Here is a 26,137-nt window from a genome sequence, read left to right as displayed (position 1 = left end):
AGCGCCGAACGGGGGCGTCTACCCTGGTCTTCCATGGCCACCGAAGCCCCTGAACCGCTGCCCGCGGACGAGATCGACATCCACACCACCGCGGGCAAGCTCGCCGACCTCCAGCGACGGCGCTACGAGGCCGTCCACGCCGGTTCCGCGCGAGCGATCGAGAAACAGCACGCCAAGGGCAAGATGACGGCGCGCGAACGGATCGACGCCCTGCTGGATCCGGGGTCGTTCACCGAGTTCGACGCCCTCGCCCGGCACCGGTCCACCAACTTCGGCCTGGACGCCAACCGGCCCTACGGGGACGGCGTGGTCACGGGCCACGGGACCGTCGACGGCCGCCCCGTCGCCGTCTTCAGCCAGGACGTCACCGTGTTCGGCGGCTCCCTGGGCGAGGTGTACGGGGAGAAGATCGTCAAGGTCCTGGACCACGCGCTCACCAACGGCTGCCCCGTCGTCGGCATCAACGAGGGCGGCGGCGCGCGCATCCAGGAAGGCGTGGTGGCCCTGGGCCTCTACGCCGAGATCTTCAAGCGCAACGTGCACGCCTCCGGCGTCGTCCCGCAGATCTCGGTGATCATGGGCGCCGCCGCCGGGGGGCACGTCTACTCCCCCGCGCTCACCGACTTCGTCGTGATGGTGGACCGGACCTCGCAGATGTTCATCACCGGGCCCGACGTCATCAAGACCGTCACCGGCGAGGACGTGTCCATGGAGGAGCTGGGCGGGGCGCGGGCGCACAACACCCGCTCCGGCGTCGCCCACTACATGGGCTCCGACGAGCAGGACGCCCTCGACTACGTCCGCGACCTGCTCGCCCACCTGCCCGACAACAACCTCGACGAGGCGCCGGTGCCGCCGGGGGACCCCGACACCGAGGTCACCGAGCAGGACCGGGAGCTCGACGCCTTCATCCCGGACTCGGCCAACCAGCCCTACGACATCCGCCGGATCATCGGTCACGTCGTCGACGACGGCGACTTCCTCGAGGTGCACGAGCACTTCGCGGGCAACATCGTCGTCGGCTTCGGCCGGGTGGACGGCCAGAGCGTGGGCGTGGTCGCCAACCAGCCGATGAACTTCGCCGGGTGCCTGGACATCGACGCCTCCGAGAAGGCCGCGCGCTTCGTGCGCACCTGCGACGCCTTCAACGTGCCCGTGCTCACCTTCGTCGACGTGCCCGGATTCCTCCCCGGCACCGACCAGGAGTGGAACGGCATCATCCGGCGCGGCGCCAAGCTCATCTACGCCTACGCCGAGGCGACGGTGCCGCTGATCACCGTCATCACCCGCAAGGCCTTCGGCGGCGCCTACGACGTGATGGGCTCCAAGCACCTGGGCGCCGACGTCAACCTGGCCTGGCCCACCGCGCAGATCGCGGTCATGGGCGCCCAGGGCGCGGTGAACATCCTGCACCGGCGCACCCTCGCCGCCGCCGGGGACGTGGAGGGCGAGCGGGCCCGCCTCGTCGAGGAGTACGAGGACACCCTGCTCAACCCCTACTCCGCGGCGGAGCGCGGCTATGTCGACGGGGTCATCCTCCCCTCGGAGACGCGCGTGTCGGTCGTCAAGGCGCTGCGGGCGCTGCGCGGCAAGCGCAAGCAGCTCCCGCCCAAGAAGCACGGGAACATCCCGCTGTGAGCGGCGCGCAGAACCCCGGACGGCCCGCCGGGCAGGACCCCGGGACGCACCTGAGCGTCGTCCGCGGCGACCCCGGCCCGGAGGAGGTGGCCGCGCTCGTCGCCGTGCTCACCGCGCGCGCCCGCGCGGCGCAGGCCGCCCGCGAGGCCGAGGAGTCCGCCCGGCGCCCGCGGTCGGCCTGGCGCGACCGCTCCCGGCTGCTGCGGCGCCCCGTCCACCCGGGGCCCAGCGCTTGGGCGCGCAGCTTCCACCCGGGCTGACCCGGCCCTTCCCGAACTTCTGACCAGGAGGATTCCCCACCGTGCGCAAAGTCCTGATCGCCAACCGCGGGGAGATCGCGGTGCGCGTGGCCCGCGCCTGCCGCGACGCCGGGATCGCCAGCGTGGCCGTCTACGCCGACCCCGACCGCGACGCCCTGCACACCAAGACCGCCGACGAGGCCTACGCCCTGGGCGGCCAGAGCCCGGCCGACACCTACCTGGACATGGCCAAGATCCTGGACGTGGCGGCCCGCTCGGGCGCCGACGCCGTCCACCCCGGCTACGGCTTCCTGTCCGAGAACGCCGACTTCGCCCAGGCCGTCACCGACGCCGGGCTCACCTGGATCGGCCCGCCCCCGGCGGCCATCACCGCCCTGGGCGACAAGGTCCAGGCCCGCCACATCGCCGCCAAGGTCGGCGCCCCCCTGGTCGCCGGGACCGCCGACCCCCTGGACGACGCCGGCCAGGCCGTGGCCTTCGCCCGCGAGCACGGCCTGCCCATCGCCATCAAGGCCGCCTTCGGCGGCGGCGGGCGCGGCCTGAAGGTCGCCCGCACCCTGGAGGAGATCCCCGAGCTGTTCGACTCGGCCGTGCGCGAGGCCACCGCCGCCTTCGGCCGCGGGGAGTGCTTCGTCGAGCGCTACCTGGACCGGCCCCGCCACGTGGAGACCCAGTGCCTGGCCGACGCCCACGGCAACGTCGTGGTGGTCTCCACCCGCGACTGCTCCCTGCAGCGCCGCCACCAGAAGCTGGTCGAGGAGGCCCCGGCGCCCTTCCTGACCGAGGAGCAGAACGCCGAGCTGTACGCGGCCTCCAAGGCCATCCTGGCCGAGGCCGGGTACCGCGGCGCGGGCACGTGCGAGTTCCTGGTCGGCGCCGACGGCACCATCTCCTTCCTGGAGGTCAACACCCGCCTGCAGGTCGAGCACCCGGTCAGCGAGGAGGTCGCCGGCCTGGACCTGGTGCGCGAGATGCTGCGCATCGCCGACGGCGATGAGCTGGGGTACGGCGACCCGGTGCTGCGGGGGCACTCCTTCGAGTTCCGGATCAACGCCGAGGACGCCGGTCGGGGCTTCCTGCCCGCGCCGGGCACCATCACCCGGTTCAACCTGCCCGGTGGGCCGGGGGTGCGGGTGGACACCGGGTGCGAGGAGGGCTTCACCGTCCCGGCCTCCTTCGACTCGATGGTGGCCAAGCTGATCGTCACCGGCGCCTCGCGCGCCCAGGCGCTGGAGCGGTCCCGGCGGGCGCTGGCCGAGTTCGAGGTGGGCGGTATGCCCACGGTGGTCCCCTTCCACCGCACGGTGGTCGAGGATCCGGCGTTCGCTCCGGCCGGCGGGGAGCCGTTCGCGGTGCACACCCGCTGGATCGAGACCGAGTTCGCGGGCACGGTGCCGCCCTACGAAGGCGTCCCCGCCCAGCCCGATGACCAGGGCGACGAGCGCGAGTCGGTGACCGTGGAGGTCGGCGGCAAGCGCATCGAGGTGGTGCTCCCGGCCGGGCTGGGCGCCTCGGCGGCCGCCCCGGCCGCGCAGGCCGCGGGCGGGCGCCGGAAGGGTTCGCGGAAGAAGGGCGGCGGCGCCGCGACGGCGGCGAGCGGGGACGCCCTGGTCTCGCCGATGCAGGGCACCGTCGTCAAGGTCGTGGCCGAGGACGGCGCGACCGTGGCCGAGGGGGACACGGTGGTCGTGGTCGAGGCGATGAAGATGGAGCAGCCGTTGGCGGCCCACAAGGCGGGCACGGTGGCCGGGCTGACGGTCGCCCCGGGCGACACGGTGTCCAGCGGCTCGGCCGTCTGCGAGATCAAGGACGCCTAGAGCGCCCGGTGCCCGGCGGGCGGGTCTCCGCCGGGCACCGAGTGCCGACGGCCCAGCAGGTAGGGCCGAGGGCGGCGACGACCACGGAGGGCGGCCAGGGCCCGGGAGCGGGGTCCCGGCCGGACGCCGGGGGGATGGGCCCGTTGGGCGCCCCTCCCCCTCCGATTCATCCCATGTCAGCGGGGGGATACGGGCATACCTGCACCGACGTGACCGGATTGACACCGCCTACCCCGGGAATAATCCGGCGCGGACCGTTATTGTTCCTATTCGTGACGAACCTGTGGGGCCTGACCGAGCGACGGCACGTCGACCTGTGCCGCGTCGCCAGCCAGGCGTGTCGATGACCGCCTGAGCCGATCCGCCGTATCTCCGCCGATCGACCTCTCGTCCCGCCCCTGCGCGTCCGCCGTGCGGCGTCCCTTCGGGCCGTGAACCACGGCACCGCCCCCGGAACCGCCCGCGCAGGCCGACCCCATTCGTCCGTCCGCCGACCCCGACGCCACACGCGCCCGTCGGCTCTGCCCTGACCCAGGAGCCATCCCGTGCTAACCGCGCTCAGACGCATCCCCCGTGTCCCCTTCGCCTACCAGGTGCTCGCGGCCCTCGTGCTGGGCATCGCGCTCGGCGTGGCCGCCCTCCAGCTCGGCGGCGACGCCGACAACCCGAACTGGCTGGCGGTCACCCTCGACACCATCGGCAGCACCTTCGTCACGCTGCTCAAGGCGATCGTCCCGCCGCTGATCCTGCTGGCCGTGATCTCCTCGATCGCGCAGCTCCGCAACGTCTCCAACGCCGCCCGGCTGGCCGGACAGACGCTGCTGTGGTTCGCGGTCACCGCCCTGATCGCGGTGGCGATCGGCATCGGCCTGGGCTCGGTCATCCGCCCCGGCCTGAACAGCGGCGTGGACGCCTCCGCCGCCGAGGACCCCTCCACGCACGGCTCGTGGATGGCGTTCCTGGAGAGCATGGTCCCCCAGAATTTCCTGGGGCTGACCGCCTCCACCGAGGGCCAGGTGGCCGACGGCGGAAGCCTGGACCTGTCCACCGGGCTGACCTTCAACGCGCTGCAGCTCATCGTCATCGCGATCGCCATCGGCGTGGCCGCCGTGAAGACCGGCAAGGCCGCCGAGCCGTTCCTGGCCTTCACCGACTCCGCGCTGCGGATCGTGCTCAAGGTCCTGTGGTGGGTCATCCGCCTGGCCCCGCTCGGCACCCTCGGCCTGCTGGGCAACGCGGTCTACAGCTACGGCTGGACCACCATCGGCGCGCTGGGCTCCTTCACGGTGGCGATCTACCTGGGCCTGGCCCTCGTGGTGTTCGCCGTCTACCCCGTGCTGGCGCGGGTGCACGGGCTGTCCATCGCCAAGTACTTCTCCGGCATCTGGCCCGCCGTGCAGCTCGGCTTCGTCTCCCGCTCCTCGATGGGCACCATGCCGGTGACCCAGCGGGTCGCCGAGACCAACTTCGGGGTGCCGCGCCACTACGCGTCCTTCGCCGTGCCGTTCGGCGCCACCACCAAGATGGACGGCTGCGCCGCGATCTACCCGGCGATCTCGGCGATCTTCGTCGCCCAGTTCTTCGGCGTGAACCTGTCGATCACCGACTACCTGCTGATCGTGTTCGTCTCGGTGATCGGCTCGGCGGCCACCGCCGGCACCACCGGCGCGACCGTCATGCTGACCCTGACGCTGTCCACCGTCGGCCTGCCGCTGGAGGGCGTCGGCCTGCTGCTGGCCGTCGACCCGATCCTGGACATGGGCCGCACCGCCACCAACGTGGCCGGGCAGGCGCTCGTCCCGGCGATCGTCGCCAAGCGCGAGAGGATCCTCGACGTCGAGCGCTTCCACGCCCCCCGCGGCCTGGGCGGGTTCGTCGCCGACGACTACGTCACCGCCGCCGAGCAGGAGGCGGCGCAGGGCGAGTCGGCCGGGCGCGACGACGCCGATGGAGCCGATGCGGCCGACGGGGCCTCCGACGAGGGCGCCTACGAGAAGGTGCCCGCGCGGGACTGACCCGCACGACCCGCCGCACCCGCGGGCGGCCCACCACCCGGTGGGCCGCCCGTAGTCTTCGCCCCAGGGACCGGGCTCCTCTCCGGGAACCGGCGGCCCACGCCGTTCGTCCTTATGGAATGAGGGAGGCGAGAGGAACGACATGTTGCGCCGATTGGTAGTACCGGCCCTGCTCGCAGCGGGCTTCAGCGTCGCGATGGCGGCCCCGGCCGCCGCTGACGCCCCCGAGGCGAGCGACGCCGCACAGGACCTGAAGTCCGACCACTTCTACATCGACCCGAGCATCTCTGAGACCGTCCCCGGGGACGCACAGGACGCCATGGCCTCCGCTGCGGAGGGCGCCGAGAGCGATTCCCCCGTCTACCTGGTGATGCTCCCCGAGGAGAGCTTCGACTCCCAGGTGGCCCTCGACGCCTATATGGACGAACTCATGGGCGACGTCGGCGACGGCGTGTACGCCGGTTTCATGGGGGACGGGGCCAACAACTTCTTCGTCGACTCGCCCGATCTGGAGCAGAGCGAGCTCAACCAGATCCGTGACAACGTCGTCGCTTCGGACCCCGGCACCGAGGTCGACACCCTGGCCGCGGTCCCCGACGCGGTGGCCGAGCAGGAGAGCGACGCCGCGGCCTCCGGCATGTTCGGCGCCGCGTTCCTGGGCATCCTCGTGCTCGCCGTGGCGGGCGGCGGCTACTACGTCTACAGCTCCCGCAAGAAGCGCGCGGCCGAGAAGGCCAAGCAGCTCGCGGAGATCAAGCAGATGGCCCAGGAGGACGTCGTCCGGCTCGGCGAGGACATCGCCCGGCTGGAGATCGACCTGTCCCAGGTCGACGAGCCCACCCGGACCGACTACAGCCACGCCATGGACTCCTACGACCGGGCCAAGGCCACCCTGGACGGGATCCGGGAGCCGCAGGACATCCAGCAGGTCACCAACGCCCTGGAGGACGGCCGCTACTACATGGTCGCCACCCGGGCGCGGATGAACGGCGAGCCGGTGCCCGAGCGGCGCCAGCCCTGCTTCTTCAACCCGCAGCACGGCCCGTCCGAGCAGGACGTGCAGTGGGCGCCCCCGGGCGGCGCGGTGCGCGCCGTCCCGGCCTGCGCGGTGTGCACCAGGGCCGTGCTCAGCGGGCACGACCCGGACGTGCGCCTGGTCGAGGTGGACGGCGAGCGCCGCCCCTACTACGACGCGGGCCCGGACTACGCCCCCTACGCCGGCGGCTACTTCGGCATGAGCATGATGATGGGCATGTTCTCCGGCATGATGATGGGCTCGATGATGGGGTCCATGATGGGCGCCGGGATGATGGGCGCCGGCATGGGCGACATGGGCGGCGGCGAGGACCTCGGCGGAGGCGACTTCGGCGGGGACTTCGGCGGCGACATGGACTTCGGCGGCTTCGACTTCTGAGCCCCCGCCTCCCCGGTACGCGCAGGTACACGGAAGGGCCCGCGGCGGACGCCGTGGGCCCTTCCCCCTGTCCGGCCCCTGGGGGCCGCCTCCCCTACTCGGGCGAGGCCTGCATCAGCGACCGCGCCGCCTCGGTGACGCTGCCCGACAGCGACGGGTAGACCGCGAAGGTGTGGGCGATCTCGTCCACCGTCAGGCGCTGCTGCACCGCGATGGACACCCCCAGGATCAGCTCGCTCGCCCGCGGGCCGACGATGACCCCGCCCAGCACGATGCCCGTGTGCTGGCGGCAGATCAGCTTGACGAACCCGTCCTTGCTGCCGCCCATCTTCGCCCGCGGGTTGGTGTCCAGCGGCAGGTTCACGATGCGCGCGTCCACCTTGCCGCTGCGCACGTCCTCCTCGGTGGCGCCGACCGAGGCCAGCTCGGGGTTGGTGAACACGGTCGCGGCGACCGTGGACAGCTTCAGCGGGGAGACGGCCTCGCCCAGGGCGTGCCACATGGCGATGCGGCCCTGCATGGCCGCCACCGAGGCGAGCATGTTCACCCCGGTGCAGTCCCCGGCCGCGTACACGCCCGGGGTGGAGGTGCGCGAGACCCGGTCGACCTGCACGAAGCCGCCGTCGTCCAGGCGCACCCCGATCTCCTCCAGGCCGATCCCCTCGGTGTTGGGGATCATCCCGACCGTCATCAGGCAGTGGCTGCCCTCCACGGTCCGCCCGTCGGAGAGGGTGACCCGCACCCCGTCGCCGGTGTTGACCACCGACTCGGCGCGGGTGTTGCCGAGCACCTGCATGCCCCGGCGCCGGAAGACGCCCTCCAGCACCTCGGCGGCGTCGGCGTCCTGCGTGGGCATCACCCGGTCGCGCGAGGAGACGAGGGTGACCTCGGCGCCCAGGCCGGTGTAGGCGTTGGCGAACTCGGCGCCGGTGACGCCCGAGCCGACCACGATCAGGTGCTCGGGCATCTCCTCCAGGTCGTACAGGTGGCGCCAGGTGAGGATGCGCTCGCCGTCGGGACGGGCGGTGGGCAGCTCGCGCGGGTGGGCGCCGGTGGCCAGCAGCACCACGTCGGCCTGCAGGCGCTCCTCGCCCACGGCCACGATGCGCGGGTCGACCAGGCGGGCCTCACCGGCGACGATCCGCACGCCCTCCTTCTGCAGCCGGGCGGCGGTGTCCTCGGACTGGGCCCGCGCCAGCCGCTTGACCCGGGCGTTGACCGCGGCCAGGTCCACCCCGACCTTGCACTCGTCGCCGGCGTTGATGGTCAGGCCGAGCCGCCCGGCGTCCTTGACGTAGGTCGACCGGACCGACGTGGCGATCATCGTCTTGGAGGGCACGCAGTCGGTCAGGACGCACGCGCCGCCCACGCCCTCCCGCTCGACCACGGTCACGTCCGCGCCCAACTGGGCGGCGACCAGGGCCGCCTCGTACCCGCCGGGGCCGCCCCCGATGATCACGACCTTCGTCACGTCTGTTCCACTCCTTCGCGGCGCCTGGGCGCGGGGCACCACTCCGGCGCCCTGTCGCCCGGATGTCTGCTCGCCTGTCGCACCTCCATTGTCCGCCATGGTCAGGGGCGGATTCTCCGCGGCTCCCTCCCCCGCGCGCCCGGCGGCCGCCGACCCCGGTCCGGACACCGCGCCCGGTGTCCGCGATACACACCCCGGCGTTGCGCTCAGTAACAAATCGGAAGCACAGGGGTACGCTCCGGAGATGTGAGCGAATCCACGCAAGACCGCCCCGTGGTCACGACGGCCGACGCGAAGGAGCAGGCCGCCGCGGCGGCGAAGGAACTGAAGTCCCGCACCGGCGCCGACGGCTACGACGCGCTCGTCGTGCTCGGCTCGGGCTGGACCGACGTGGCGGACCACCTGGGGACGCCCGACATCGAGCTGGACGCCGCCGAGCTGCCGGGGTTCGCCGCGCCGACCGCGCCGGGCCACTCGGGGCGGCTGCGCAGCCTGTGGGTGGGGGCCAAGCGGGTCGCCGTGCTCTGCGGCCGCGTCCACCTGGGCGAGGCGCACGACCCGATGGCGGTGGTGCACCCGGTGCGCACCGTCATCGCGGCGGGCGCCCCGGTCGTGGTCCTCACCGGCTCGGCGGGGTCGCTGCGCACGGACTACGCGGTGGGCGAGCCGATCCTGGTGCGCGACCACATCAACCTGACCGGCGCCTCGCCGCTGACCGGGCCGGACTTCACCGACCTGTCGCGGGCCTACTCGGCGCGGCTGCGGGGGGTGGCCGCCGACGCGGACCCGTCGCTGGCCGAGGGGGTGTACGCGGAGGTGACCGGGCCGGAGCTGATGACCCCGGCCGAGCTGGGCATGCTCCGCGCCTCCGGGGCGGACCTGGTGGGGCGCTCGCTGGCACTGGAGACGATCGCCGCGGTCGAGATGGAGGCCGAGGTGATGGGCCTGGCGACGGTGAGCAACGACGCCGTGGGCGGGGTGTTCGAGCCGTTCGACCCGGACGCCGCGCTGGAGGCGGTGCGCCGCCACACCCAGCGGCTGGGCGAGCTGCTGAACACCGTGCTGATGCGGGTCTAGGAACGGACCGCGGCCCGGACCGCGGCACGGGCGGGAAAGGCCGGAAGGGGCGCCGCTCCCCTCCGCGCTGGGGAACGGCGCCCCTCCCGTCGGAGGGGTGCTCGGATGGGGGGACCCACCGGGTGGCCGTCGGCGCTGCGTGGCGAGCAGCATCCCGAGGCCGAGGATGACGACGCGTCCGGCCGCCTCGGCGGGGCCCATGTGCACCGATCGCACGGGGGGCGGGTGGCGATCCGCACCGCCGCGCGATCCCGCTATTCAGTTGACCCGCAGCGCCCGGGGAGGGGCGGAGGGGCACCGGGGTTCCGCGCGATCCCCGGAGCCCCGCCCGTTCTCCTTAGGCATGCCTTACCTAATCAGGTGCGCGGCGCCGCGTCAAGTCCCCCGGGGCACACGCGTGCACGACGGCACCCACGCGCCCACGCGCCCATGCGCACACGAAAAAAGGGAGCCCCGAAGGACTCCCCTGGTGGAACGGGTCGGCGCCGCCTCAGAACAGCAGGGCGGCCGCCGCGAGCAGGATGATCGGGACGGCGAGCGCCACGACCGCGTCCGGCGCCACCGTGGTGGCCACGCCCTCCGCGGCACCCGTGCCCTCTGCGGCGGGCCGCGCCTTGCGGCGCTCGGCGATCTCGCGCAGGCGCTTGGCGTGCAGCTCGGCGGGGCGCAGGTCGCGGGGGTCGGACTCGGCGATCGGGTCCGCGTCGGAGTACCCGTTGGCCCGGCGCAGGTTCTCCCGGACCTTGGAGCGCTTGGTCTCACGCAGCGCCCACGACCGGACGACGGTGCCGCCCGCGTGCACGCGGACCACGTCGGTCACATCGGCCCAGGTGAACGCGGACCAGGGGACGAGGGTCTCGCGCAGCGGGTTGACCACGCGCACGCCCTCCTCCCCCGGGACGATCCGGGGGCGCAGCCACATCACGTAGACGCCCCCGACGGTCAGCAGCAGGACCCCGGCCGCCACGAGGGACGCCGCGTCGGAGCCGTTGACCACCAGGTCCAACAGCAAGAGCGCGGCGACGCCGATCCAGATCCAGGACAGGACCCGCGGCAGCGTCGCGGTCAGGGGTCTTCCGTCATCTCCCACATGACCAGTCTTACCGCATGGCGGGACCGGGGAGGCCGGGGCGCGCGCCCGCTCACATCAGCGCCGCGTCCCCCAGCGCGTCGTCGGCCGCCGCGCCGCGCCCGCCCGGGCGGGCGCCCTCCCACAGGGCCGTCAGCGCCGCCGACACGAACACCCGCACCCCGGTCCCGATCGCGCGCTCGTCCACGTCGAAGGTGCCCCGGTGCAGGTCCAGCATCGGCCCCGAGGAGTCCGGCGGGTGGGTGCCCAGCCGCGCCAGCGCCCCCGGCACGTGCTCCAGGTACCAGGCGAAGTCCTCCCCGCCCAGGCTCTGCGCGGTGGAGGCCACCGCTTCGGGCCCCAGCGCCTGGCCGACCGCGTCGCGCAGCATGCGCACGCTCTCCGCCTCGTTCACCGTCGGCGGGACGCCCCGCCGGTAGTCCACCTCCGCGGTGGCCTGGTAGCCCCCGACCACCGACTCCACCAGCTCCTTGACGATGTCCGGCGCCGCGTGCCACGCGTCGTCGTCCAGGCAGCGCACCGTGCCCTCGGCCACCGCGTCGTCGGGGATGACGTTGGGCGCCGACCCGGCGCTCACCCGCCCCCACACCAGGCTGAACCCGGCCCGCGGGTCCACCCGGCGCGACAGCGCCGCCGGCAGCTCGGTGACCACCTTGCCCAGCGCGTACACCAGGTCGCTGGTGAGGTGGGGCCGGGCGGTGTGCCCGCCCGGCCCCGACAGCCGCACCGCCAGCTGGTCGCAGGCGGCGGTGATCGGGCCGACCCGCAGCCCCACCTGCCCGCACAGCAGGCGCGGGTCGCAGTGCAGGGCGAAGATCCGGTCCACCCCCTCCAGCGCCCCGGCCTCGATCACGGCGCGGGCGCCGCCCGGCAGCTCCTCGGCCGGCTGGAACAGCAGCCGCACCCGCCCGGGGAGCGCCCCGGCCCTGGCCTGCTGGGCGAGGAACAGCCCCGCCCCCAGCAGCGCGGTGGTGTGTACGTCGTGCCCGCAGGCGTGCGCCGCCCCGGGCACGGTGGACCGGTAGGGCGCGTCCGTCTTCTCGTCGGTCAGCGGCAGCGCGTCGATGTCCCCGCGCAGTGCCACGGTGGGCCCGCCGGAACCGATGTCGCACACCAGCCCGGTGCCGTCCGGGAGCCGCTCGGGCTCCAGCCCGGCGGCGCGCAGCCGCTCCTCCACCCGCTGGGTGGTCCGGGTCTCGGCGAACGCCAGCTCGGGGTGCATGTGCAGGTCCCGCCGGAACTCGACGAGCCCGCGTTCACCGCGCGCGAGAAACGCGGCCATCTGGTCCGGCAGATCACGCCCCTGCATGCGTGGGCCCCCTGTCGTCGTCGGTCGTGGATCGTCGTGGGTCGTCGCGCCGTGCTACCCGCCGCCGGGGGTCCCGGTGCGGAACTCCTCGGCGAGCGCGTCCACGACGTCGTTGAGGGTGCCCCCTTCGCGCACGATCGCGCGCTGCCGCTCATAGGAGGCGCCCTTGTCGAGCACTTCGGACACCGCGTCCAGCTCCTCGGCGCAGCCCAGGCGCGCGGCCACCGGTCCGAGCTCGCGCACGAGCTCGTACAGGTCGTCCCGCAGCGGGACGGTGGACCCGCGCCCGTCGGTGATCACGCGCGCGTCGAGCCCGTACCGGGTGGCGCGCCACTTGTTGTCGGCGACCACCCACGCGGGCGGGCGCGGCAGCCCGTAGCCCCGGTCGATCTGCTGGTCGAACAGGCGGACGAGGCTCTGCGAGAGGGCGGCGGCCATGCCGACCTCGCGCAGGGTGGGGATCCCGTCGAACATCCGGATCTCGATGGTGCCGTAGTCCGGGTGCGGGCGGACGTCCCACCACACTTCCTTGATACTGGCGATGGTACCGGCGCGCAGGAGTGTCTCCATGTATTCCTCGAAAGCCGGCCAATCGTCCAGCAGCGGCGGCGGGCCCGAGGTCGGCAGCGCGCCGAAGACGATCGACCGGGACGAGGCCAGCCCGGTGTCGTGGCCGCTCCAGTAGGGGCTGGAGGCGGTCAGCGCCAGGAAGTGCGGCAGGTACCCGGCCAGGGCGTTGACGATCGGCACCGCCTTGTCCTTGGACCGCACGCCCACGTGGACGTGCACGCCGAAGGTGAGGATGCGCCGGGCCAGCCACTGCATCTGCTCGATCAGCTCGCCGTACCGCTGCACCGGGGCCAGGGTCTGGTCGCGCCAGTCGTCGACCGGGTGGGTGCCCGCGCACAGCGCGGCCGCCTTGCGGGGCTCCAGCACGCCCTGCAGGCGGTCGGCGCTGCCCTGGAGGTCGGCCATGGCCTCCTCCACGGTCTCGCACACCCCGGTCACCACCTCCACGGTGCACTGCATGAGCTCGTGCCGCAGCGGGGGGCGGCCCGGGCCGCGGCTCAGGTCGGGCAGGTCGGCCAGCACCTGCTGGGCCTCCTGGCGCAGGTGGCGGGTGCGGACGTCGACGAGCTGCAGCTCCCACTCCACGCCCAGGGTGGTCCGGTCAGAGGCGTTGAATTCGATGGCCACGGGCAACCTCCGAGCAGGGGTCCGGCCGGCGCGCTCACCGGCGCAGTGGAACCTTCATCCCCGGGGCCGCGGATCCGCAACCCGTCCGCGGGACCGCCCGTCACCTCAACGGTACGCGTCCCGGCGCCCGCGGGTCCGCCATATCCAGAACACGGCCGCCGCGGCGCCCGCGGCCGCCGCCGGGGCGAGCGCGCGCAGCCGGCGCAGCAGCAGGCGGCGGCGGGTCAGGGCGCGCGACCGGGCCAGCGCCTCGGCGGTGGGGCGGGCCGGGAGCACGGCGGCGCCGTGCACGCCGTCGGCGGGGCGGACCGCGCTGCGCCCGGGTTCGGCCGGGTCCAGGCCCACCGGCAGGTCGAGCGGGACGGCCCCCTGGTAGGGCGGCGGGACCGGGAGCCAGGTGGCGGTCCAGGCGGCGGCGAACATGACGGCGCGCAGCACGATGTTCATCCACACCAGCAGCCCGACCAGGACCGCGAAGGAGGCGTAGACCGGGTTGTTCAGGGTCCCGGCGATCAGCAGCGCGCCCGCCGACTTGAGCACCTCGAACGCGGCGGCGGCCAGCAGCGCCCCGCGCCACAGCATCCGCCAGGGGCGGCGGGTGCCGGACAGCCGGGAGAAGACCACCAGGAAGATGAGGGTGTCGGCCGCGACGGCGATGGCCACCGCCAGCAGGCGGGTGGCGGCCACCGCGGCCACCGACCCGTCCAGCTCCACCCAGGCCAGCGCCCAGCGGGTGGCCGCCTGGGAGACGCTGGTGAGCGCCACCGAGGCCAGCAGGGCGGTGCCCAGCACCGCCATCACCGCCGTGTCCTGGAGTTTGGCCAGGACGACGTTGGGGCCCTCGGAGGGGTTCTTCAGCCAGATGCGGTGCAGGGCGGCGCGCAGCTGCCCGACGGCGCCCAGCCCGGCGTACAGCAGGCCCAGCAGGCCGACGACGGAGGCGCCGGTGCGGGCCTGCGCGATCTCGTCGATGGGCAGCTCCGCGGCCAGGCCGGGCAGCAGGTCGTTGACGGCGGTGTCGAGGTAGTCGCGGGCGTCGGGGCTGAACTCGGCGACGTACCCGACGACGGCGAAGGCGAGGGCGATCAGCGGGAAGAAGGACAGGAAGGCGAAGTAGGTGACCGAGGCCGCCAGGCGGCTCCCGTCCTGATCGGAGTAGCGCTCGGCGGCCCGCACGATGTGGTCGAACCACGGGTGCCGACGGCGCAGCCCCCAATAGGCGTCCATGCCGCGCTGCTTCAGGTGCCGCGCCTCGTCCTTGGCCCTCCCGACCGCGCCGCGGGCGGTGCCCGTCTCCTCCACGATCGCCGCCTCACCTCCCGGAACGTCCACAGTGGTGGACCGAGCGTAGCCGCAGCGGCGCGAGGCGCGGAAGCGGACCACGCGCGCGGCACAATGAAGACCATTGTGAAGCTCTTCAGACGCCTCCTGAGTGGCCGGGACCACACGGCACGGGTCCCCGAGTGGCCGGTGGCCGACAGCGTCGGCACCGGCGCTCTCACGGCCGCCTTCGCCGACCTCTACGGAACCGCGCCCGAGGGCGTGCGCTTCGCCCCCGGCCGCGTCGCCCTCATGGGCGAGCCGGGAGGGGAGGACTCCCCCGTGCTCCTCGCCGCCCTCCCCTGGGGCGTGCACGCGGCATGGGCGCCCGCCGGGGACGGCACCGTGGAGCTGCGCCACGCCCGCGACCCGGACACGCCGCTGCCGCTGCCCGCGCCCCTCAACGACGCGGCCGCCGGCGCCCGCGTCCTCATCGACACCGACCTGCCCGCCCCGGCCGCCCTGGGCGGGCAGGAGGCCCTGGAGGAGGCCCTGCGCCCCGTCCTGGGCACCACGGACACCGCCCTGCCCTTCACCGAGGGCACGGCCCTGCGCGTCGACCGGCGCACCGGGCGCACCCGCGCCTTCCCCTTCGGCCTCGCGGCCGCCGGGCTGCGGCTCCTCATCGCCGACACCCGCTCCATCCCCCCGGCGCCCTCGTCCCGCCGCCGGGCCGAGTGCGCACGCGCCGCGGCCCGGCTCGGCGTGTCCTCCCTGCGCGAGGTCGAGGACCTGGCAGGGGCCCTGCGGCGGCTGCGCGACCCGGTGCTGCGCAGCCGCGTACGGCACACCGTCACCGAGGACAACCGGCTCAGCGCCGTCACGGGCCTGATGCGCGCCGGGGCGCTCGGCGACATCGGCGCGGTGCTGACCGCCTCCCACTTGTCCGTCCGCGACCATTTCGGGATGTCCACCCCCGAACTGGACCTGGCGGTGGAGCGGGCCGTAGGCTCTGGCGCGCGAGGCGCCCGGATGACCGGCGGCTCCGGCGCCTGCGCGGTGGCACTCGTGCCCGCCGAGCGCGCCGGGGCGGTCGCCGAGGCCGTCCGCGCCGCACTGGAGGAGCGCTTCCCCCGGATCCGCCCCCGGATCCGCACCGCCCTCCCGGCCGCGGGCGCCCGCCGGTCGGACTGACCGGCCGCACAGACGGCCCCGCGAGAGGGCCCTACGAGACGGAGGGAACCCATGCCCGCCCCCAGGCCCGCGCCCACCGCGCTCGCGGCACTCGCCCTGCTCACCGCGGGCGGCGTGCTCACCACGGCCGCGCCCGCCTCGGCCGCGGGCTACAACGGCGCCTGCGGCTCGGGCTACAAGGTCGTCAACTCCGCCGACCTGCCGGGCGGCGCGGGGACCGTCTTCCTGACCTACAACGGCTCCTCCGGCAAGAACTGCGCGGTGACCGTCCGTGCCTCCAAAGGCGCGGCCCGGCCGATGGACGTGCAGCTCGCGCCGGCCTCGGACCCCGGGGCGGCGGTGCTGGACAGCGGCGACTTCACCGAGTACGCCGGGCCGGTGCGCCTGGACGCCAAGGGCACGTGCGTGACCTGGAGCGGGATCATCGGCGGCCAGGCCGCCGGAAAGGCCCGCACCAACTGCGGCTGAGCACGGCCGCCTGATACGGGCGGTTGACACGGACCGAGGGTGAGATCCGTCATACCGGGGTGCCGGGGCCGAACCGGAATACGATCGGCCGCGTCGGTACAGGCGAGAGGCGAACGACGGGAACGGGCGAACTGAACGATGGTCCACGGCCGAGACGACGACTCGCAGCGCACCGGGGTCTTCCGGCGCTCCGACTCCGGCGGGTACGACGAGATCGAGAAGATGTACCGCCCGGAGCGGCGGTCCTCCTCGGGCTCGGCCGGGTCCACCCGCCGCATGCCCCCCGCGCGCGGGGACGGCGGGGGGCGCAAGCGCAAGGACCTGCCCCCGGGCCGGGTCTACGACGGAACCGGCACCGCCCGCAGGAAGCGGCAGTCGCGTGAGCGGCGCCGCCGGCGCGGCCTGAGGATCGCCGGCGCGGTGCTGGCCCTGCTGGTCCTGGCGCCGCTGGTGTTCGCCGTCGGGTTCTACATGTGGGCCAACGGCCGCCTGGTGCGGGTCGACGCGATGCCGGCCGCCGACGGGCGCCCCGAGGAGCAGCCGGGCACCACCTACATGGTGGTCGGCTCCGACAGCCGCAAGGACCTCAGCGAGGACGAGCTGCAGGACCTGCGCACCGGCCGCGCGGAGGGCAAGCGCACCGACACGATCATGGTGGTGTACGTGCCCGAGGACGGGCGCCCCTCCATCATCAGCGTCCCGCGCGACTCCTACGTGGAGATCCCCGGCATCGGCCAGAACAAGATCAACGCGGCCTTCTCCGAGGACCTGGGCGGCGGGCCGAGCACCCTGATCCAGACCTTCGAGCAGGCCTCCGGGGTGCGGATCGACCACTACGTGGAGATCGGCCTCGGCGGGTTCGTCGACATCGTGGACGCGGTCGGCGGGGTGGAGATGTGCCCCGAGGAGCCCATGGAGGACCCCAAGGCCGGGCTGGACATCGAGGCCGGGTGCCAGGAGATGGACGGCGCCACCGCCCTGGGGTACGTGCGCACCCGCGCCTCGGCCCGCGCCGACCTGGACCGCATCCAGCGCCAGCGGGAGTTCTTCAGCGCCCTGGTCTCCAAGGGCACGGACACCTCCACGCTGGCCAACCCCTTCCGCTCGGTCCCGATGGTGCGGGAGGGCACCGAGACCTTCGAGGTGGACGAGGACGACTCGCTGATGGACCTGGGCGGCATGGCGATGGCGATGCGCGAGGACCCCACGACCACGTCGGTGCCGGTGGGGTCGACGCCCACGCTCGACGTCGGCAGCGTGGTGCTGTGGGACGAGGCCGCCTCGGAGACGATGTTCGAGGCGATGCGCCAGGGGGAGGAGATCCCCGAGGACGTGCTGCGGGACTGAGCCCGCTACCGGGCCCGCTACCGGGCCCGCCCCGCACAGGCGAAGGGCCCACCGCCCGGAGGCGGTGGGCCCTTCTGGTGACGTTCCGCACCGCGCGCGCCTACCCCCCAGCGGGCGCACGGCCGGCACGTCGGCCTGCGGTGTCCGGGTCCGGCCGGTTCCGGCCGCTCCGAACAGGTACAACTCTACGCAATGCTCGCAAACTACGCGAACGGTGCGGCTGTGGCCTTCGCCGCACCCGGAACGGGAACCCGCGGATCCATCCTCGCAGCGCACCCGCGCCCGCGCAGGCCGAACGCGAAAGCGGCCCCGCCGGTCCCCCGGCGGGGCCGCCCCCGGCGCGGCCTCAGGCCAGGCGCTTCTGCAGGTTCTCGTCGAGCGCGGCGAGGAACTGCTCGGTGGTCAGCCACTCCTGGTCGCCGCCGACCAGCAGCGCCAGGTCCTTGGTCATCTGCCCGCCCTCGACGGTGTCGATGACCACGCGCTCCAGCGTGTTGGCGAACTCGGTGACCTTCGGGGTGGAGTCCAGCTTGCCGCGGTGCTCCAGGCCGCGCGTCCAGGCGAAGATGGACGCGATCGGGTTGGTGGAGGTCGGCTTGCCCTGCTGGTGCTGGCGGAAGTGGCGGGTGACCGTGCCGTGCGCGGCCTCGGCCTCCACGGTCCGGCCGTCCGCGGTGCGCAGCACCGAGGTCATCAGGCCCAGCGACCCGAAGCCCTGGGCGACCGTGTCGGACTGCACGTCGCCGTCGTAGTTCTTGCAGGCCCAGACGTAGCCGCCCTCCCACTTGAGCGCGGCGGCGACCATGTCGTCGATCAGCCGGTGCTCGTAGGTCAGGCCGGCGGCCTCGAACTTCTGCTTGAACTCGGTGTCGTAGATCTCCTGGAACACGTCCTTGAACATGCCGTCGTAGGCCTTGAGGATCGTGTTCTTGGTGGACATGTACACCGGGTAGCCGCGGTCCAGGCCGTAGTTGAGGCTGGCGCGCGCGAAGTCCTCGATGGACTTGCGGTAGTTGTACATGCCCATGGCCACGCCGCCGCCCTCGGGGAAGCGCGCGACCTCCATCTCCATGGGCTCGCCGCCCTCGTCGGGCGTGTAGGTGATGGTCACCGTGCCGGGGCCGGGGACCTTGAAGTCGCTGGCCTTGTACTGGTCGCCGTGGGCGTGGCGGCCGATGATGATCGGCTGGGTCCACCCGGGGACCAGGCGCGGCACGTTCTGGCAGATGATCGGCTCACGGAAGACGACGCCGCCCAGGATGTTGCGGATCGTGCCGTTGGGCGAGCGCCACATCCTCTTCAGGTCGAACTCCTCGACCCGGGCCTCGTCGGGGGTGATGGTGGCGCACTTGACGCCGACGCCGTGCTGCTTGATGGCGTTGGCCGCGTCGACGGTGACCTGGTCGTCGGTGCGGTCGCGCTCCTCGATGCCCAGGTCGTAGTACTTCAGGTCGACGTCCAGGTAGGGCAGGATCAGGCGGTCCTTGATGAAGGACCAGATGATCCGGGTCATCTCGTCGCCGTCGAGCTCTACTACGGGGTTCTCAACCTTGATCTTGGCCATGGCTGTGTGGCTGTCCCTTCGTGTCGGCTGGCCGTCGCGCGTCCCAAGGGCGTCGCGGTGGCAGGCGGCCCGGCCGAACTGTACGCGATATCTCGATATCAAGCTTATTAGACGCTCACGTGCCCAGGGCGGGCGCCACCCACGCCAGCACCACCAGCGCCCCGGCCAGCCCGAGGGCGGTCGCGATGTCGAACCAGCGCCCGCGCACGGCCAGCATGCCGACGCGGTCCTCGGGGAGCACGTAGCGCAGCAGCGCCGCCAGCATCAGCGCCCCGGCGATGATCGCGGGCCCGCGCTTGAAATAGGCCGCCGCCACCACCACGATGCCCGCCGCCATGGTGGCGAGCACCAGGAAGTAGGGGACCTGGGCGAGCCAGCCGGGCGCCTCCGGCGCCTGCCGGTCACCGGGCTCGGGCGGACCCTGCTCCTGCTCCTCGGCTGCGACCGCTGCCTCCACCGAATCCAGGCTCACCGATTACCTCACGCTCCAACGCACCGATCGCAGGCACGGGACGGCGCCCCGAATGGCGCACTCCGGCCACCGGCCGCGGCGGCATGACCGAAACCCGGAGGAGACGTGGGGCCACGGGCGAGCGAACCGTCAATGATCACTCATCGCGACTGGCCACCGCGGAACCAGTCTAGTGAGTCCCCCCACGCCGACGTCCCACGCCGCACCGTATCGGGCCCGGGGCGCCCCCGCGCCCCATCGTCCCGATCTCCGATGAAGGGCGTAAACCTCCCGCGATAGGTGTCTAACGGGGGAGTAAGCGCGTAGAACCGACAGGCCCCGGGTAACCAACCAGGAGACGAGTGCCACGGTGAGCGAGGACAGCCCCCCATGAACCCCACTCAGCACGTCAACCGCGCACCGTCCCAACGGCCACGCCCCACAACGGGAGGAAGAACCGTGGACGGGCCCTACATCAGGGTCGAGGAGACCGGGGACGTCTGCCGCGTCACCGCCGAGGTGACCACCGTCGGCCGCGGTGAGGGCGCCGACATCCGCCTCTCCGACCCCAGCGTCTCCCAACTGCACGCCGAACTGGTGCGCCGCGGCCCCTACGTCTACGTCGTCGACCTCGGCCTGTCGCGCAACGGCACCCGGGTCAACGGCCGCCCCATCGCCCGGCGCGTCCTGGAGGAGGGCGACGTCGTCAGCTTCGGGTCGGCCCGCTGCAAGATCGGCGGGCTGCCCCGCGAGGACCTGCACCCCGACGTCGAGCTGCGCCGCGGAGCGGCGCCCGAGCTCACCCGGCGGGAGCTGGACGTCCTGACCTCCCTGTGCCGCCCGGCCCTGTCCGACGAGGCGTTCGTCTCCCCCGCGACCGCCCGCGAGATCGCCGAGGACCTGGTGGTCACCGAGGCCGCGGTCAAACAGCACCTGCTCCGCCTCTACCAGAAGTTCCGCATCCCCGAAGGGCCCAACCGCCGCACCCGGCTGGCCAACGAAGTGGTCGCCCTGGGCCTGGTGCGCCCCATGCCCGCGGGCGACCGCGAACGCAAGGCGGGATGAGGGGCGCCCGCCGCCGCCCCCGCGGGGACGACGGCGGGCGCGCACGCGGAGCCTAGACGAGACCGGCCGCGCGCTCCGCCGCCTCGACCACGTTGACCAGCAGCATCGCCCGGGTCATCGGGCCCACGCCGCCCGGGTTCGGGGAGACGTGCCCGGCCGTGTCCCACACGTCCGGGGCCACGTCCCCGGCGATCCCCTGGTCGGTGCGGCTGACGCCCACGTCCAGCACGGCCGCCCCCGGCTTGACCATGTCGCCGGTGACCAGCCCCGGCTTCCCCGCCGCGGCCACCACCACGTCGGCGCGGCGGGTGTGCGCGGCCAGGTCCCGCGTCCCGGTGTGGCACAGCGTCACCGTCGCGTTCTCCGAGCGCCGGGTCAGCAGCAGCCCCAGCGGGCGGCCCACGGTCACCCCGCGCCCCACGACCACGACCTCGGCGCCGTCCAGCTCCACCCCGTACCGGGTGAGCAGGTCGATGATGCCGCGCGGGGTGCACGGCAGCGGGGCCGGCTCCATCAGCACCAGGCGGCCCAGATTCGCCGGCTGCAGCCCGTCGGCGTCCTTGACCGGATCGATGAGGCCGAGCACCCGGTTCTCGTCCAGCCCCTTGGGCAGGGGGAGCTGCACGATGTAGCCGGTGCACGCCGGGTCGGCGTTGAGCTCGGCCACCGCCGCCTCCACCTCGGCCTGGGAGGCGGTGGCGGGCAGGTCGCGGCGGATGCTCGCGATGCCCACCTCCGCGCAGTCGCGGTGCTTGCCCGCCACGTAGGAGGTGCTGCCCGGGTCGTCCCCGACCAGGACCGTGCCCAGCCCCGGATGCACCCCCTTCTCCTTGAGGGCGGCCACCCGCCCGGCCAGTTCCGCCCGGATCTTCGCGGCGGTGGCCTTTCCGTCCAGCACCTGTGCGCTCATGGCGTCGCCTCCGTTCCCCCTCGGGGGGTTTCTCAGTGGAAGAAGTGCCGCGTGCCGGTGAAGTACATCGTCACGCCGTGCCGTTCGGCGGCGGCCGCGACCTCGTCGTCGCGCACCGAGCCGCCCGGCTGGACGACGGCCCGCACGCCGGCCTCGGCCAGCGCCTCGAGACCGTCGGGGAACGGGAAGAAGGCGTCGCTGGCGGCCACGGAGCCGCCCACCCGGTCCTCCCCCGCACGGGACACCGCCAGCCGCACCGAGTCCACCCGGTTCACCTGGCCCATCCCGACGCCGACCGTGGCCCGGTCGGCGGCCAGCAGGATCGCGTTGGACTTGACCGCGCGCACCGCCCGCCAGGCGAAGGCCAGGTCGGCCAGGGTCGCCGCGTCGGCGGGGGCGCCGGTGCGCAGCTCCCACCCGTCGGGGGTGTCACCCGGGGCGTCCAGCGCGTCCGCCGACTGCAGCAGCAGCCCGCCGCTGATCTGCCGCGCCTCGGGCCGGGCGGCGCGGTCCGGGGCCGCCACCGTCAGCAGGCGCACGTTCTTCTTGCGGGTGAGCAGTTCCAGCGCCCCCTCCTCGAACGCGGGGGCGGCCACCACCTCGGTGAAGATGTCGGCGAGCTGCTCGGCCATGCGGGCGGTGACCGGGCGGTTGACCGCCACCACCCCGCCGAAGGCCGACAGCGGGTCGCAGGCGTGCGCCTTCAGGTGCGCCTCGGCGATGTCGGCGCCCAGCGCGATGCCGCACGGGTTGGCGTGCTTGATGATCGCCGTGCACGGCTCGTCGAAGTCGTAGGCGGCCCGCAGCGCCGCGTCGGCGTCGACGTAGTTGTTGTAGGACATCTCCTTGCCGTGCAGCTGCCCGGCCCCGGCCAGCCCCGGCCCCGCCGGGTCGCCGGTGACGTACAGCGCCGCCCGCTGGTGCGGGTTCTCGCCGTAGCGCAGGGTGGCCGCACGCTCGTAGGCCACCGCGTGGAAGTCCGGCCAGCCGGTCGCCTCGGCCGTGCCGTCGGGGGCGTAGTCCTCGGCGAACCAGCCGGCCACCGCCGCGTCGTAGGCGGCGGTGTGGGCGAAGGCCTGGGCCGCCAGCCGCCTGCGGGCGGCCTCCTCGAAGCCGTCGGCGCGCACCGCCTCCAGCACCTCGTCATAGCGGGCCGGGTCGACCACCACGGCCACGCTCGCGTGGTTCTTGGCGGCCGCCCGCACCATCGACGGGCCGCCGATGTCGATCTTCTCGATGCACTCCTCCTGGGAGGCGCCCGAGGCGACCGTCTCGGAGAACGGGTAGAGGTTGACCACCACCAGGTCGAAGGGGGCCACCCCCATCTCCTCCAGGGAGGCCCGGTGCTCGGGGCGGCGCCGGTCGGCCAGCAGCCCGGCGTGCACCTTCGGGTGGAGCGTCTTGACCCGCCCGTCCAGGCACTCGGGGAAGCCGGTCACCTCCTCCACCGGCACCACCGGCACCCCGGCCGCGGCCAGGCGGGCCGCCGTCGACCCGGTGGAGACGATCTCCACCCCGGCCCCGGCCAGGCCCACGCCCAGCTCCTCCAGCCCCGTCTTGTCGTAAACGCTGATCAGCGCGCGCCGAATGGCCTGCCGCGTCACCGGTTCTCCTCCGCTCGTTCGTTGCCGGCCGCACCGGGCCGCACGTGCCGCCCCTCCAGGCGCCACCCCTCCCGGGCCAGCCGGCCCACCGTCTCCACCAGCAGCCGGGACTCCACCGCCTTGATCCGCGCGTGCAGCGACGCCTCGTCGTCGCCGGGCTCGACCCGCACCGCCACCTGGTCGATGATCGGCCCGGTGTCCACCCCCTCGTCGACGAAGTGCACCGTGGAGCCGGTGACCCGCACGCCGTGGGCGAGGGCGTCGCGCACCGCGTGCGCGCCCGGGAACGACGGCAGCAGCGCGGGGTGCAGGTTGACCACCGGGGCCACGTCGATCACCTCACGGCCCAGGATGCGCATGAACCCGGCCGAGACCACCAGGTCGGGGTGGTAGGAGGCGATGCGCGCGGCCAGGTCCGCGTTCCAGGCGGCGCGCTCCCCGCGGCCCCGGAAGGGTTCGGCGAACACCGGCACCCCGGCCTTTTCGGCCAGCTCCAGCCCCGCCGCGTTCTCTCTGTCCGATCCGACCGCGACGACCGCGGCCCCGTACTCGGGGTCCTCCGCCGCTTCGAGGAGCGCGGCCATGTTGCTCCCCGTCCCGGAGATGAGGACGACTACTCGCGCCGACAGTGTGGTTCCTCCTCAGGGGATCGCGGGTCCGCCCCTGCCCGGGGTCGCGTTGGGAACGCGCAGCATCCGGGCACTGGTGGGAAGAGGGCGGAACGGACGGGAGGGCACCGCGCTCCCGCTCGCGGCCCAACCCTATCCTCCCAGCCCGGACGCGGAGGGACCGGGGCCGTGAGCGCGCCGGTCCTCCGGTAGCGTCTGTACCGGCGCCTCCCCCGAGCCGCCCGACCGAGGAAAGGACCCGCGTTGACCGAGCAGTCCCCGCAGCCGCACGCCGACGGGCAGCCGCCCACCGTGGAGAAGGGCGGCCTGTGGGGGGTCTTCCTGTCCGCCGCGGGGCTGATGCTGCCCCCGTTCGGCGTGCTCCTGTCGCTGCTCGGCATCCACCAGGGGCGCAAGGCCCGCCGGGCGGCCCGCGCGAACAGCGGCCACGCCCCGGGCGCGGTGCTGAGCATGGTGCTGGGCTGGATCGGCGTGGTGTTCTCGGTGGCGGCCATCGCCGGGTACATCGTCTTCTGGGACGAGTACACCGCCTACCAGGAGTGCTCGGCCCGGGCGCTGACCGTCAGCACGCAGGAGCAGTGCGACGACGCCTGGAAGGCGGCGGTGTCCGAGCGCGCGGGCATCCCCAAGGAGGACGTGCCCTCCCTCGGCGGCTCCGCCTAGGGACCGCTAGCGGCTGGACTCCTCGACCGGGGCCTCGTCCGGTCCGGCCTCGTAGGTGATGCCGAACAGCTCGCCGGGGTCGTCCTCGTCGGGCTCGGGCGCGCCGCGCCTCTTGCGGAGCCGCGGCAGCCGGGGCATCCGGAACCGTCGGCGCCCGGCCTTCCCGCCGTCCCCGTCCGGCTCCTCGGCCTGCGCGGGCTCGGCCTGCGCGGGCTCGGGCTCCGCGGGCACGGCCTGTGCGGGCACGGCCTCCACCGGCTCGGCCTCTTCGGGCCCGTCCTCCTCGGGTGCGGCCTCCTGCGCCCGCTCGGCGGCGCGCCTGCGGAAGTGCCGCCAGTTGGCCAGCCAGGCCGCGATCGCCGCCGCCAGGCCCACCTCCAAAGCGGTGATCAGCCCGACCTGCCACGCCGACGGCCCCACGTCGGCCAGTCGCTCGGCCCCGATCGGCCCGCCGGCCATCAGCGACAGCGCGGTGAACACCAGGCCGGTCGCGACCCCGCAGACGAACCCCCACAGCGGAGCCGCCTCCCCCACCACGGTGGGGGCGCTGCGCTGGGTGAGCACCCCGCCCAGCGCACCGGCGGCGAACGGGGCGGCCAATGCCGCCAGGGACGCCACCGGGGCCGCGCCGTTGTCCGGCAGCGCCGCCAGCATCGGGAACGCCGGGAGCGGCCCGACCGCCACCCCGGTGGGGGCGACCATGGTGCCGGTCCCCACCGCGAAGCCCGGCCCCACCGCGTAGGCGGTGCCGAACACCACCGCGTTGGGCAGGTAGGCGAGCTGGGCCAGGAAGAGCAGGGTGCCGCCGACCGCGCCCGGCGCCAGCTCGCGGGTGATGCCCGCGGCGTCGCCGAACCCGAACGCCAGCCCGCAGGCGAACAGCACCGTCCCGGCGGCCAGCAGCACCGCGGTGGCGCCGGATGTCCCGGCCAGCAGCGAGCGCGGGCGGTCGGGCATCAGCTCCAGCATCCGGCGCAGCGGGATGCCCTTGTCGTGGAGCTGCTGGCGGAGCACGCCCAGCCCCCCGGCGACGAACGCCAGCGAGAACCCGGCCACCAGCGCCTGCAGCACGCTGGGGCGGATCGCCTCGGTCTGGGCCACCAGCGCGAGCGTGCCCGACACGGCCGCGTACGGCCCGGCCAGGGCCACGGCGGCGCGGAACATGTGGCGCAGCCGGGGCAGCTCGCTGCTGCGCGCCAGCCAGCGCCCGGCCCGGTACAGCAGCGCGCCGGGGAGCACCACCAGGCCCAGCGGCAGCATCATCACCTCGCCGCCGGGGATGCCGAAGCCGACCAGGTGGGCCACCAGCCACGCTTGCACGGCGGTGCGCACGACGTCGGCGATCTCCTCGCCGAAGGCGTCGTGCGGGGCGGCCACCCAGCCGGCGAGGGTGAGGGTCAGCAGGACGGCCAGGCCGACGCCGGCCGCCCAGGCGGCGGCCAGCCCGCCCGCGGTGTACAGCGGGCGGTGGTCGGTCCCGCGTCGGTCGGAGGGTTCCTTGGGCGCGCTCACCCCGCCATGCTGCCAGCAGAAGGCGCCCGGAACGAGCGCGCCCCGCCCCGGGGTCCCGGGGCGGGGCGGCGCATGCGCACGAAGGCGCGGCGGATGCTAGAAGAGGTCGCGCGCGAGCTTGGCCGTCTCGCTGGGGGTCTTGCCGACCTTCACGCCGGCCGCCTCCAGAGCCTCCTTCTTGG

23 protein-coding genes are annotated in these 26,137 nt (G+C 73.9%); 12 read left to right on the top strand and 11 right to left on the bottom strand.

The annotated features are described in order from the left end of the window. Nucleotides 1-33 precede the first annotated feature (33 nt). The 6 genes from O4U47_RS13055 to O4U47_RS13035 all read left to right on the top strand — a co-directional run bounded on the left by O4U47_RS13055 (nt 34) and on the right by O4U47_RS13035 (nt 7,144). Nucleotides 34-1,638 carry an acyl-CoA carboxylase subunit beta gene (locus O4U47_RS13055; protein ID WP_270678098.1) on the top strand — a complete coding sequence of 535 codons (1,605 nt, stop codon included), beginning with the start codon at nt 34-36 and terminating at the stop codon, nt 1,636-1,638. Beyond that, complete coding sequence (locus O4U47_RS13050; RefSeq protein WP_270678097.1) at nt 1,635-1,898, top strand: acyl-CoA carboxylase subunit epsilon; 264 nt, start codon at nt 1,635-1,637, stop codon at nt 1,896-1,898. The genes O4U47_RS13055 and O4U47_RS13050 overlap by 4 nt, the downstream gene beginning before the upstream one ends. A gap of 41 nt (nt 1,899-1,939) precedes the next feature. Next, nucleotides 1,940-3,715, top strand: coding sequence for an acetyl/propionyl/methylcrotonyl-CoA carboxylase subunit alpha (locus O4U47_RS13045; RefSeq protein WP_270678096.1), 1,776 nt, complete (start codon nt 1,940-1,942; stop codon nt 3,713-3,715). A 134-nt stretch (nt 3,716-3,849) separates the two neighbouring features. After that, on the top strand, nt 3,850-4,062 hold the full coding sequence (locus O4U47_RS31285) for a putative leader peptide (protein ID WP_408638966.1): 213 nt from the start codon (nt 3,850-3,852) through the stop codon (nt 4,060-4,062). Between the two features lie 198 nt (nt 4,063-4,260). After that, complete coding sequence (locus O4U47_RS13040) at nt 4,261-5,730, top strand: dicarboxylate/amino acid:cation symporter (RefSeq protein WP_270678095.1); 1,470 nt, start codon at nt 4,261-4,263, stop codon at nt 5,728-5,730. A gap of 142 nt (nt 5,731-5,872) precedes the next feature. Then, entirely contained in the window at nt 5,873-7,144 is a 1,272-nt protein-coding gene (locus tag O4U47_RS13035; protein ID WP_270678094.1) for a chemotaxis protein CheA, read from the top strand. 94 nt (nt 7,145-7,238) lie between these two features. Here the strand turns inward: O4U47_RS13035 and O4U47_RS13030 are convergent, their stop codons facing one another. Continuing rightward, nucleotides 7,239-8,615, bottom strand: a complete 1,377-nt coding sequence (locus O4U47_RS13030; RefSeq protein WP_270678093.1) for an NAD(P)H-quinone dehydrogenase — start codon at nt 8,613-8,615, stop codon at nt 7,239-7,241. A gap of 273 nt (nt 8,616-8,888) precedes the next feature. On the opposite strand from O4U47_RS13030, the gene O4U47_RS13025 reads away from it, so the two are divergent. Beyond that, a complete protein-coding gene (locus O4U47_RS13025) occupies nt 8,889-9,692 on the top strand; it encodes a purine-nucleoside phosphorylase (protein ID WP_270678150.1) in 804 nt (267 codons plus the stop codon). Nucleotides 9,693-10,182: 490 nt separating this feature from the next. Here O4U47_RS13025 and O4U47_RS13020 read toward each other — a convergent pair whose 3' ends face one another. From O4U47_RS13020 to O4U47_RS13005, 4 genes are all read right to left on the bottom strand, one after another. Continuing rightward, on the bottom strand, nt 10,183-10,782 hold the full coding sequence (locus O4U47_RS13020; protein ID WP_270678092.1) for a PH domain-containing protein: 600 nt from the start codon (nt 10,780-10,782) through the stop codon (nt 10,183-10,185). A 52-nt stretch (nt 10,783-10,834) separates the two neighbouring features. Next, the gene (locus O4U47_RS13015; protein WP_270678091.1) at nt 10,835-12,091 is read right to left on the bottom strand and encodes a M20 family metallopeptidase; all 1,257 of its coding nucleotides are present in this window, start codon (nt 12,089-12,091) and stop codon (nt 10,835-10,837) included. A 54-nt stretch (nt 12,092-12,145) separates the two neighbouring features. After that, nucleotides 12,146-13,288 carry a glutamate--cysteine ligase gene (locus O4U47_RS13010; protein ID WP_270678090.1) on the bottom strand — a complete coding sequence of 381 codons (1,143 nt, stop codon included), beginning with the start codon at nt 13,286-13,288 and terminating at the stop codon, nt 12,146-12,148. Nucleotides 13,289-13,393: 105 nt separating this feature from the next. After that, nucleotides 13,394-14,590: a YihY/virulence factor BrkB family protein gene (locus tag O4U47_RS13005; RefSeq protein ID WP_270678089.1), complete on the bottom strand. Its 1,197-nt coding sequence runs from the start codon at nt 14,588-14,590 to the stop codon at nt 13,394-13,396. A gap of 105 nt (nt 14,591-14,695) precedes the next feature. Between O4U47_RS13005 and O4U47_RS13000 the strand changes: the two genes are divergently transcribed. The 3 genes from O4U47_RS13000 (at nt 14,696) to O4U47_RS12990 (ending at nt 17,557) form a co-directional block, all read left to right on the top strand. Then, nucleotides 14,696-15,742 (top strand): galactokinase family protein, encoded by a 1,047-nt coding sequence (locus O4U47_RS13000; RefSeq protein ID WP_270678088.1) that lies wholly within the window; start codon nt 14,696-14,698, stop codon nt 15,740-15,742. Nucleotides 15,743-15,793: 51 nt separating this feature from the next. After that, nucleotides 15,794-16,210 carry a spore-associated protein A gene (locus O4U47_RS12995; RefSeq protein ID WP_270678087.1) on the top strand — a complete coding sequence of 139 codons (417 nt, stop codon included), beginning with the start codon at nt 15,794-15,796 and terminating at the stop codon, nt 16,208-16,210. Between the two features lie 138 nt (nt 16,211-16,348). Then, the gene (locus O4U47_RS12990) at nt 16,349-17,557 is read left to right on the top strand and encodes an LCP family protein (protein WP_270678086.1); all 1,209 of its coding nucleotides are present in this window, start codon (nt 16,349-16,351) and stop codon (nt 17,555-17,557) included. Between the two features lie 346 nt (nt 17,558-17,903). Here O4U47_RS12990 and O4U47_RS12985 read toward each other — a convergent pair whose 3' ends face one another. Beyond that, nucleotides 17,904-19,121: an NADP-dependent isocitrate dehydrogenase gene (locus O4U47_RS12985; RefSeq protein WP_270678085.1), complete on the bottom strand. Its 1,218-nt coding sequence runs from the start codon at nt 19,119-19,121 to the stop codon at nt 17,904-17,906. A 115-nt stretch (nt 19,122-19,236) separates the two neighbouring features. Then, nucleotides 19,237-19,587: a DUF3017 domain-containing protein gene (locus O4U47_RS12980; RefSeq protein WP_408638968.1), complete on the bottom strand. Its 351-nt coding sequence runs from the start codon at nt 19,585-19,587 to the stop codon at nt 19,237-19,239. A 444-nt stretch (nt 19,588-20,031) separates the two neighbouring features. On the opposite strand from O4U47_RS12980, the gene O4U47_RS12975 reads away from it, so the two are divergent. Beyond that, nucleotides 20,032-20,637 (top strand): FHA domain-containing protein, encoded by a 606-nt coding sequence (locus O4U47_RS12975; RefSeq protein ID WP_017626033.1) that lies wholly within the window; start codon nt 20,032-20,034, stop codon nt 20,635-20,637. 52 nt (nt 20,638-20,689) lie between these two features. Here the strand turns inward: O4U47_RS12975 and O4U47_RS12970 are convergent, their stop codons facing one another. From O4U47_RS12970 to purN, 3 genes are read right to left on the bottom strand one after another with little or no spacing between them, the layout of a single operon-like run. Continuing rightward, nucleotides 20,690-21,547: a bifunctional methylenetetrahydrofolate dehydrogenase/methenyltetrahydrofolate cyclohydrolase gene (locus O4U47_RS12970; RefSeq protein ID WP_270678083.1), complete on the bottom strand. Its 858-nt coding sequence runs from the start codon at nt 21,545-21,547 to the stop codon at nt 20,690-20,692. Between the two features lie 32 nt (nt 21,548-21,579). Continuing rightward, nucleotides 21,580-23,151, bottom strand: a complete 1,572-nt coding sequence (gene purH, locus O4U47_RS12965; RefSeq protein WP_270678082.1) for a bifunctional phosphoribosylaminoimidazolecarboxamide formyltransferase/IMP cyclohydrolase — start codon at nt 23,149-23,151, stop codon at nt 21,580-21,582. Continuing rightward, complete coding sequence (gene purN, locus O4U47_RS12960) at nt 23,148-23,780, bottom strand: phosphoribosylglycinamide formyltransferase (RefSeq protein ID WP_270678149.1); 633 nt, start codon at nt 23,778-23,780, stop codon at nt 23,148-23,150. Before purN ends, purH begins: the two co-directional genes overlap by 4 nt. 243 nt (nt 23,781-24,023) lie before the next feature. On the opposite strand from purN, the gene O4U47_RS12955 reads away from it, so the two are divergent. Next, nucleotides 24,024-24,443 (top strand): DUF4190 domain-containing protein, encoded by a 420-nt coding sequence (locus O4U47_RS12955; protein ID WP_270678081.1) that lies wholly within the window; start codon nt 24,024-24,026, stop codon nt 24,441-24,443. Nucleotides 24,444-24,449: 6 nt separating this feature from the next. On the opposite strand, the gene O4U47_RS12950 is transcribed toward O4U47_RS12955, so the two are convergent. Then, nucleotides 24,450-25,955: a cell division protein PerM gene (locus tag O4U47_RS12950; RefSeq protein ID WP_270678080.1), complete on the bottom strand. Its 1,506-nt coding sequence runs from the start codon at nt 25,953-25,955 to the stop codon at nt 24,450-24,452. Nucleotides 25,956-26,137: the final 182 nt, after the last annotated feature.

This window comes from Nocardiopsis suaedae, from assembly GCF_027706745.1.
Classification (GTDB): domain Bacteria; phylum Actinomycetota; class Actinomycetes; order Streptosporangiales; family Streptosporangiaceae; genus Nocardiopsis_A; species Nocardiopsis_A suaedae.
This window is presented reverse-complemented; position numbering and strand designations above follow the sequence as displayed.

Coding starts and splice junctions, on each gene's coding strand:
- O4U47_RS12990 (WP_270678086.1), top strand. CDS start 16,349: ATGGTCCACGGCCGAGACGACGACTCGCAGCGCACCGGGGTCTTCCGG.
- O4U47_RS13055 (WP_270678098.1), top strand. CDS start 34: ATGGCCACCGAAGCCCCTGAACCGCTGCCCGCGGACGAGATCGACATC.
- O4U47_RS13035 (WP_270678094.1), top strand. CDS start 5,873: ATGTTGCGCCGATTGGTAGTACCGGCCCTGCTCGCAGCGGGCTTCAGC.
- O4U47_RS12995 (WP_270678087.1), top strand. CDS start 15,794: ATGCCCGCCCCCAGGCCCGCGCCCACCGCGCTCGCGGCACTCGCCCTG.
- O4U47_RS31285 (WP_408638966.1), top strand. CDS start 3,850: ATGGGCCCGTTGGGCGCCCCTCCCCCTCCGATTCATCCCATGTCAGCG.
- O4U47_RS13015 (WP_270678091.1), bottom strand. CDS start 12,091: ATGCAGGGGCGTGATCTGCCGGACCAGATGGCCGCGTTTCTCGCGCGC.
- O4U47_RS12970 (WP_270678083.1), bottom strand. CDS start 21,547: ATGAGCGCACAGGTGCTGGACGGAAAGGCCACCGCCGCGAAGATCCGG.
- O4U47_RS12985 (WP_270678085.1), bottom strand. CDS start 19,121: ATGGCCAAGATCAAGGTTGAGAACCCCGTAGTAGAGCTCGACGGCGAC.